The organism is Aeromonas sp. HMWF014, from assembly GCF_963878295.1.
GTDB classification, from domain to species: domain Bacteria; phylum Pseudomonadota; class Gammaproteobacteria; order Enterobacterales; family Aeromonadaceae; genus Aeromonas; species Aeromonas popoffii.
Window position 1 is genome coordinate 1 of record NZ_CAWNYS010000205.1, and the last position, 7931, is coordinate 7931.

Genomic DNA, 7931 nt, shown 5'->3' on the forward strand with positions numbered 1-7931 from the left:
GCCCCTCATTCGCTACGCCGCCCAGACCGGCAAGCCGCTCATCATGTCCACCGGCATGGCCAACGAGGCCGAGATCGCCGCTGCCGTAGAGATGGCGCTCAAGCATGGCAGCGGCCAGCTGGCGCTGCTGCACTGCGTCAGCGGCTATCCGGCACCCGCGGCCGAATACAACCTGCGTACCATCCCCATGCTGCGCCAGCGCTTTGGCGTCGAGGTCGGGCTCTCGGATCACACCCTGGGCTCGGCGACGGCCATCGCTGCCACAGCGCTCGGGGCGACCCTCATCGAAAAGCACTTCACACTGGCACGCGCCGACGGCGGACCGGATTGCGCCTTCTCAATGGAACCGGCCGAGCTCACCGAGCTCATTGCCTCGGTCAATACCGCCCATGCAGCGCTCGGGGTGGCCGACTACCAGCTCACCCAGAGCGAGCAGGGCAACCGAGCTTTTCGTCGCTCCCTCTATCTGGTCAAAGCCATCGCAGCCGGGGAGGAGCTCACCGCCGCCCATATCCAGTCGGTGCGCCCTGCCCTCGGTCTGCCTCCCGCCGATTACGATCGACTCATCGGCAAGCGGGTCAGCCGCGATATGACGGCCAATCAGCCGCTGAGCTGGGAGTGGATAGACAAGGATGAGTGATGAACTGTTCGCCCAGCACGGCAGGCTTATCTGCCTGCGCTGGCCAGCCCTCTGGCCCCGGCTGCTGACGCAGGACGTGGAGAGCATCCAGGCCGAGCTGACCGAAGGGCTGGGCTCGACCCTCAGCATCGACGGCATCCAGCTCACCAGTCGTCATGACAGGGTGAAAGAGGCCGAGCTGCAGGCGGCCAGCCTGCCCGAGGTAGCAGTGCTGCACCTCTACGGCACAGGGCTCGGCGATCTGCCGCGCGCCCTGCTGGGCCGCATTGGCCTAAAGCGGCTGGAAGTGAAGATCATGAACGGCGCCCTGTTTGCCCTGGTGCTGCGACTGCTGGATCAGCAGGATTGGCTGGCTGACCCCAGGGTCGAACTGATGATGGCGGGGGACGAGAGCGAGATCCGTCTGCCCTTCTTCGCCCTGCCGCCCGAGTTGCAGCTGGTGGAAGACGCCGCAGCCCGTATCCGGGACCGACTTGTGAGCGAGATAGACCTGCCGTTTGCCAGCACCAGGTTCGATGCCGAACACCCAGATGTCACCCGGCGACTGGCCGAAAACCGCGAGCTGCTGACAAGCGATGGCGACGTGGCCAGCCTGTTTGGGCTGGCACGAGGCAAACATGCCCTGATCATCGCCAGCGGCCCGACCCTGCAAACCAATCTGGCCACCTTGCAGGCCCAGCTGCAGACCCGGCGTCAGGACTATCTGCTGATCAGCGTCGATACTGCGCTGGCCTTTCTGCTGCGCCACGGCATCCGGCCAGACATAGTGGTCACCATAGATGATGCCATCCACGGCAGCCGGTTGCCCGCCGACCAATCGGCCCAGACCACCCTGGTCTACTACCCCACTGTGCCGACGGCTGCACTGCGGGCCTGGCAGGGGCCGCGCAAGGCAGCCTACTCCCTCAGTCCCATGTACCAAGTGCTGATGCAGGAGCTCCCCAAGGGAACCCTGCACTCGGGCGGCAGCGTGATCCATCCCGCCGTCGACCTCGCCGTGCAGATGGGCTGCCAGCAGGTCATTCTGCTGGGAACGGATTTTGCCTTCCCCGGCGAGCTAACCCACTCCGGATGGGCGGATGGCGCACTCGGCCCCACTGCCAGCCAGGCACTCAGCTGGACCCTCGACGGACACGGTCGCCGGGTCAAGACCAACCCGAACTTCTCCGCTTATCGCACCGAACTTGAGCGATACATAGCACGCCATCCCGAGGTGCATTTCTGGAACAGTAGCCGGGAAGGGGCCGAGATAGCGGGCTGCAGCTACCACCCGGAGTACCTGTCATGAGTGATCGCCTGATAACCCGCATCAAGGCACTGGCACACCAGTTCCGGCTGGGGCAGTCGGTCGCGGCGAGCCAAACCCTGCCCGTGTTGCTGCAGGAGGCTCTCACCGAACGAGGCAGCCTGCCCCCCGAGCTGATAGCCGCCCTGCTCCGCCGCCAGGAGCGACAAGACTGGCTCGGGCTGGCCGATTACCTCGAATATGAGCTGGTGCACACCCTGACGGCCCCTTACTCCCCCACCACAGCAGGAGATGTTTCATGATCAAGGCTATTTCCAATGCCTCCGACGAGGAGCTGTCTCGTCGCCAGACGTTCAGCGAGCTATTGCGCGCCAGCCCGCTGCCCCCGGCCGAGCTGCAGAACAATCTGGGCCTCTACCTCAAACGCCAGTCGCTCTCCCGCATTCTGTTCATGCATGAGCTCTACCAGAAGATCATTCCGGTACACGGCGTCATCATGGATTTCGGTACCCGCTGGGGTCAGAACCTGGCGCTCTTCTCCTCGTTTCGAGGCATGTATGAGCCCTATAACTACAATCGCAAGCTGGTGGGATTCGACACCTTCAGCGGCTTCCCCTCCCATGCACCGCAGGATGGATCGGATGCGGCTATCCAGCCGGGCGCCTACGGCGTCACACCCGACTATGAACAGCACCTAGCGCAACTGCTCGCCGCCCATGAAGCAGAAAGTCCGCTGGGCCATATCGTCAAGCACGAGCTGGTAAAGGGGGATGTGACCGAGACGCTGCCCGCTTATCTGGCCCGTCAGCCGGAGACCATGATAGCGCTGGCCTATTTTGACTTTGATCTCTACGAACCGACCCGCCGCTGCCTCGAGCTCATCAAGCCCCACCTCACCAGGGGATCAGTGCTGGCATTCGATGAGCTGAACTGGCCCGCCTTTCCGGGGGAGACCCTGGCCCTCAAGGAGGTGCTGGGGCTGGATCGCTACGCCATCCGTCGCACCCCGAACAATCCGGGGCCGGCCTATCTGGTGATCGAGTAATCCGGCCGCTGGCTGAGGCGACGCAACAGCCCTGCTTCCAGCAGCATACTGGCCAGTGGCGCCACCCGCCAGAAAGGCACCTTGATGGTCTCGGCGAGCTCGAACAGGGTCAGCTGGCCATCGCTGTAGGCCAGCAGATTCATCATCTCCCTCACCTGCCAACCGGAATAGCGGGTCGACAGATCCGGATAGAGGCCCCGCTTGCCCAGCTGGGGCTCGCCCAGCACGGTCACCTCGCAACGCTCATCCAGTTCCAGACACTCGATGGCTCGGCGCAGCGCCAGGAAGCCGCCCGCCAGACCAGCCGGGGTCACCAGCGAGAGATCATCGAGCGAGGTGTGGTATTCGGCATAGCAGCCATATTTGCTGCGCATCAGGGTAGTAACCGGCAAATCGATGCCGGGGGCGCACAGCTGGCGCTCGTTGGAGCCTCGCTCCAGGAAGCTGTAAGCCTTGTAACCCGGTGCCAGGTGGCCCAGCACATGACGGCCGATGCGATCGGCCAGGCTGTTGCCCTGGCGTGAGGGCAGGAAGGAGTAGCTTCGATCATCCCCCAGGCAGGTCAGGTTGAAGCCGGCCAGGGTGTGCCGCTTGAGGTGATCCAGATGGCGGGAGAGGTAGACGATGGCCCCCAGGGTTTCGGGCACCAGCATCAATCGATAGCTGTAACGGCGCTTTGGCAGGGAGGCTAGCCAGGCCATCAGGAAGACCCCGACACAGGGGCCTGACAGCTCGTTGTTGGCCATGGATGGGTGACAGGTGTAGCTGGACAGCAGAATCTCCTGCTCGCTCTCTCCCGGCAGTATCCACTCGCCATACGTCAGCGAACCTGGCGCCAGGCTGGCGTCGATCACCACCTCATAATCCCCCTCCTGTAGCGCCTCGCGCACCTTGTGCGGCAGACAGAAGCCCCAACGACGCTTGTAGTAGGAGGTCACATAGGGAATGGCGTCCGGCTGCTCGGGCAGGGAATGGAGATGGAGCTGCAGCTCGGCCAGAGAGAGGGTGCAACGCACCGGCTCCGAGTAGCCCACCAAATGCAGGTTGTGATCCTTGAAATCCACCACCTTGCGACCGTCCGGCCCCACTATGTAGGCCTGCTGTACGTTCCACTCATCGGGCACTGTCCAGTCGAAACATTCGGTGCCGCTGGCCACCTCCCGGATCTGCAGATCAGGTAGGCAGTGCTGTCGAAACAGAGCCAGAGTCTGGCGCACGCCATCACCGGTCAGACTACGGTTTAGGGGGAACAGCAGGGTCAGTAAGCGATGCAACTGCTCGCCGATCTGCACCTGATCGTCCCAGTCGGTGGGCAAATAGTCGCTCTTGTGAGAAGAACTCATATGATAGGTGCCTCGATCAACTCGACTATATGGCCAAGGGGGCTCAGGAAAAACTGGACGTGGGCACCGCCAAAGGCGATGGCCGGCTGGCTGGGACCAAGGGGAAGGTGGCGCTGATCCCGCAGTCTGGCGGCACTCTCAGCGAGGCAGGGCACTCGATAGGCCAGATGATTGATGACGTTGCGCCGGGTCTTGAGCACCTGGGTCACAGGACTATCCTCTGTCGCCGGCGCCACCAGCTCATAGCAAAGGCCGCCCTCATCGTACACGAACTGCACCCATACTTTCTGCAACGGATCTTCCACCGCCACCGAGAAGCGAGTCAGCCCCAGCACCTCCCGGCAATAAGCCTCACCGCTGGCGAGATCCGGCACCACTAGGCCTACATGGTCAAACTGCATGGGATACCCCCCCTGCACGGATCAGGGCATATGGCGCCATCGCCACCAGTTCACTGGCGGCCAGGATGAAATCGCGACAGGACACGGCCCAGACTGGTACCCGCTGGCACAGGGTCTGATGCCAGACGCCCCTCTCCTGCAACAGGGCCACCAGCCGGGAGAGGTCGATTTCGCTGGCCAGCGCCAGATCCCGCACATAGTACTCGGCCTGCCAGTCGCGCAAGGCTCCGGCGACGCACACCTGCCCCTCGAACAATTTGTGATAGCGATAGGAGACAGCCAGCCGTTGCTCCACATAGTGGGTAAAGGTGATCCGGTCCGGGTGACAGCCCAATCCCAGCAACCAGCCATCCTGCTCCGCCAGCCAGCCAAACGGGCTCTCCTGACCGAAGCAGTCGTGACACTCACGGGCCACCAGCTCGGCCCCGTGGGGGCCACTGATGGCCAAGCTGAAGATGGGATCCAGTGTGCGGGTCACGCCGTCACGCTGCCTGAACACCTCCGTCATCAGCCCCACCTTGCTCGGGGTGAGGGCAGGATCGAAGCACTCGCCCGCCATTGGGCTGTAGGTGAAGGTCGGCACCAGCAGATCCCCCGCCAGCCACTGCTCCAGGTGCATCCAGAAGGCGGCAATCCCCTGGGCATTGCCCATACCGGGAAACTGGGCCACGACCATGGCATCCGAGTGCACCATGAGGGCGCTCCCCTTGGGGATCCCCAGTTCGCTCAGCGCCTGTTCGATGGCCTGTTTCACTCGGCAACCCCTTTGCGCAGCAGAGCCTGTCTGATATCGGCCAGACTCTTCAGCGCGGCCAGCTCCTGCGGTTCGAACCGCACGGCAAAGTGCTGCTCGATGAGCAGCAGCAGATTGAAGTGTCCCAGAGAGTCCCACTCGGGAAAGCTGCCGAGGCCGAGGGCGGCCTGCTCGTTGATGCTGGCCTGGGGAAATTGCTGGCGAACCAGCGCGATGAGGTCATTCATTGACATAAAACTCCAGAAACGGGAGAGAAAGAGAGGGGAGATCCAGGCAGAGGAACATCTCGTCCGCCAGCGGCGTCAATCCCGCTGGAGTGGTTATCGGCCGGGTCGGCAGGGTCGCCAGAAAATCCCGTGCCGGCTGGTTGCGATCCGTGGGCACCAGGCTTATCACCAGTTGGTCGACGCCTTTTGCCATCAGCCGGGCAGCCACTTGAGCCAGCAGCCAGTGTTCAAAGCCTCGCCCCAGTACCCGACAGCTGATGGCCAGGGTATCGAGCAGCACGGCTTCCTCATTGAGGCGGCGTAGCACCAACAGGGCCGTCATGCCGTGATCGGCAAACTTGTCCTGCAACGAGGCTAGCCAAACATCGCCCTGCGTACTGGCAAGCTGTGCCAGTTCACCCGCCTGATAACGCCGGGCAGAGAGATTGAACTGGTTGGTCTTCTGGCTCAGCTGCTCGGCCCGCAGCTGGTTGCTTTGGGAGAACGGCTGCCAGCTCGCCCGCAGCCCCAACTGTTGCAAGAATGCCTGTTCGTCGCCCAGTTGCTGGTGTACTGCATTCGCCTCTGCCTGTGCCTGATAGGAGCCTTGGCGCAAGCCGTCATCCCGGCTCTGGTGGCGGCTTTGCAGCTCGGCGAGCGTCATCAGCGCATCGGGCCAACCCCAGATCTCGGCGGGGGGCGTGATGACGGTGACCTCGGGGCAATTGGCACGCACCTCGGCCCGCTCCAGCTCGCTGTCATCCCAGAACACCAGACTATCCAGCCCCACATTGAGCCGCACAGCTAGGCGCCGCAGGCCGGCGGACTTGGGCTCCCAGCCAATCTCAGCCGCGGCTATGTGCTGACGCTCAAGCACCATGCCCTGGTGCTGATCGAACAGCCGCCACACATCGTCGGCCAGATTCTTGGAGCAGAGCGCCAATATGACGCCCTGCCCATGCCAGTAACGGGCGGCCTGCTGGAAAGCCTGATAGAGACGCCCCACCCCATCTTGCCCCAGCAGGACGCCACCCACACCATCTTCGCCGACCACGCCCCCCCAGAGGGTATTGTCGCAATCGAGCACCAGCACCTTGTGAGCTGGCCTGTGCAGCCGCTGCAGCAAGGGAGCAATCCACTGAGCCAGACTGGCCAACCCGGCCATGGAGAAGGGGCAGGACATCAGATAGTGATTGCGGTTGTCGAAACAGTGGTGGCGACCCTGCTGTTGCAACCAAAGCGGCAGATGCAGGTCATCCAATCCGGGATGCGACTGCCGCAAATGGGCAAGCTGACGCTCAAATTCACGGGCCAGACAGGCAAGTGAGGAGGACGCCGCGCCAAATACGGAGGCAGGGGAACGGCTGCAAACCCCGACCAGCAGGTGATCCTGCGGCCGACGCTGCAGACGCTGTTGCAGGGGCTGACAGAGTGATGCGACGAAGGCGGCCACAGCCAGCTGTTGCGCCTCTTGTGCCAAACCGCTCCACGCTACCAGCGTCTGTGCCGGCACCAGATCTTCCCACAGCCAGATGATGATGTGAGTCTGGGGGGCAACCGCTTCAGATGGATTCATCAGAGTTTGCAGCCACTGCCCATGGGGCGCGACCTCTACCTCGCCATGGGCAGCCAGCGACCGCCAGGCCAGGTTGCCCGGCATCAAGAATGAACTGCCACTGAGATGAATCGTCGTCATGACTTGCCCCGCTCCGCTATCGGCGCCATCCAAATTGCAATGGCATGACTGGATCGTCTTTTATCTTCCCAAAAAATAAAAGTTTTTTCAGCCACTTGGTCAGTAATTGATGCTGACGTAGGGCACTTCTTCCACCTGCCACAGCTGCTTGAGGTAGACGGTCAGCACGAAGAAGAAGTTGGCCAGCAGGTTGGCGAAGCGATAGAGGATGGGATCGAAGCGGACACCGCTCTCCTCGAGGCGCACCAGCAGACGAACCACCTTCTTGCTGCCGCAGCGGCACAGGTGCAGGGTGGGAATGGGCTGGGGCCCCTGGGGCAGCACGAAACCCGTGACCCGGCCACGGCTCGCCTCGTTGTAGTGGTCATACCGTGTTTTCAGCCACGCCAGATCCTCTTCAAAAATACCGAGCTTGCCACGTACCGAGCCGTTGAGGTTGTAGATAAGCCGCTGCAGGGCCCCCAGATCGGTCACCACCTCCCGGGTCCCCTCTGCCAGTGGCAACTGGGCGAGCACGGCCCCCACCTGACAGCAGAGCTCGTCGGTGGCGATCTCGTAATCACACTGGAACTGGGTTTCGAAGATGAAGGGGTAGCAGAG

The 7931-nt window shown here is 62.7% G+C and carries 10 protein-coding genes; 4 read left to right on the forward strand and 6 right to left on the reverse strand.

The window, feature by feature from the left end; genetic code table 11:
- From AAC083_RS08280 to AAC083_RS08295, 4 genes are all read left to right on the forward strand, one after another.
- A partial coding sequence (locus AAC083_RS08280) for an N-acetylneuraminate synthase family protein (protein WP_181364688.1) occupies positions 1-640 on the forward strand: 640 nt, incomplete at its 5' end.
- Complete coding sequence (locus AAC083_RS08285) at positions 633-1928, forward strand: motility associated factor glycosyltransferase family protein (RefSeq protein WP_108536294.1); 1296 nt, start codon at positions 633-635, stop codon at positions 1926-1928. The genes AAC083_RS08280 and AAC083_RS08285, both read left to right, overlap by 8 nt.
- Positions 1925-2188, forward strand: a complete 264-nt coding sequence (locus tag AAC083_RS08290) for a hypothetical protein (RefSeq protein WP_108536295.1) — start codon at positions 1925-1927, stop codon at positions 2186-2188. Before AAC083_RS08285 ends, AAC083_RS08290 begins: the two co-directional genes overlap by 4 nt.
- Entirely contained in the window at positions 2185-2931 is a 747-nt protein-coding gene (locus AAC083_RS08295) for a class I SAM-dependent methyltransferase (protein ID WP_108536296.1), read from the forward strand. The genes AAC083_RS08290 and AAC083_RS08295 overlap by 4 nt, the downstream gene beginning before the upstream one ends.
- On the opposite strand, the gene AAC083_RS08300 is transcribed toward AAC083_RS08295, so the two are convergent.
- The 6 genes from AAC083_RS08300 to AAC083_RS08325 form a co-directional block, all read right to left on the reverse strand.
- A complete protein-coding gene (locus AAC083_RS08300) occupies positions 2913-4274 on the reverse strand; it encodes a DUF4910 domain-containing protein (RefSeq protein ID WP_108536297.1) in 1362 nt (453 codons plus the stop codon). The genes AAC083_RS08295 and AAC083_RS08300 overlap by 19 nt on opposite strands.
- Positions 4271-4675, reverse strand: coding sequence for a VOC family protein (locus AAC083_RS08305; RefSeq protein ID WP_108536298.1), 405 nt, complete (start codon positions 4673-4675; stop codon positions 4271-4273). Before AAC083_RS08305 ends, AAC083_RS08300 begins: the two co-directional genes overlap by 4 nt.
- Positions 4665-5429, reverse strand: coding sequence for an AAC(3) family N-acetyltransferase (locus AAC083_RS08310; protein WP_108536299.1), 765 nt, complete (start codon positions 5427-5429; stop codon positions 4665-4667). Before AAC083_RS08310 ends, AAC083_RS08305 begins: the two co-directional genes overlap by 11 nt.
- Positions 5426-5656 carry an acyl carrier protein gene (locus AAC083_RS08315; protein WP_108536300.1) on the reverse strand — a complete coding sequence of 77 codons (231 nt, stop codon included), beginning with the start codon at positions 5654-5656 and terminating at the stop codon, positions 5426-5428. Before AAC083_RS08315 ends, AAC083_RS08310 begins: the two co-directional genes overlap by 4 nt.
- A complete protein-coding gene (locus AAC083_RS08320; protein WP_108536301.1) occupies positions 5649-7331 on the reverse strand; it encodes an HAD-IIIC family phosphatase in 1683 nt (560 codons plus the stop codon). Before AAC083_RS08320 ends, AAC083_RS08315 begins: the two co-directional genes overlap by 8 nt.
- A 99-nt stretch (positions 7332-7430) precedes the next feature.
- The coding region (locus AAC083_RS08325; protein WP_108536302.1) for an ATP--cob(I)alamin adenosyltransferase at positions 7431-7931 on the reverse strand (501 nt) is incomplete at its 5' end.

Bases quoted from the DNA above. Each gene is read 5' to 3' on its own strand.
- AAC083_RS08285 (WP_108536294.1), top strand. From the start codon at position 633: ATGAGTGATGAACTGTTCGCCCAGCACGGCAGGCTTATCTGCCTGCGC.
- AAC083_RS08315 (WP_108536300.1), bottom strand. From the start codon at position 5,656: ATGAATGACCTCATCGCGCTGGTTCGCCAGCAATTTCCCCAGGCCAGC.
- AAC083_RS08300 (WP_108536297.1), bottom strand. From the start codon at position 4,274: ATGAGTTCTTCTCACAAGAGCGACTATTTGCCCACCGACTGGGACGAT.
- AAC083_RS08295 (WP_108536296.1), top strand. From the start codon at position 2,185: ATGATCAAGGCTATTTCCAATGCCTCCGACGAGGAGCTGTCTCGTCGC.
- AAC083_RS08320 (WP_108536301.1), bottom strand. From the start codon at position 7,331: ATGACGACGATTCATCTCAGTGGCAGTTCATTCTTGATGCCGGGCAAC.
- AAC083_RS08290 (WP_108536295.1), top strand. From the start codon at position 1,925: ATGAGTGATCGCCTGATAACCCGCATCAAGGCACTGGCACACCAGTTC.
- AAC083_RS08305 (WP_108536298.1), bottom strand. From the start codon at position 4,675: ATGCAGTTTGACCATGTAGGCCTAGTGGTGCCGGATCTCGCCAGCGGT.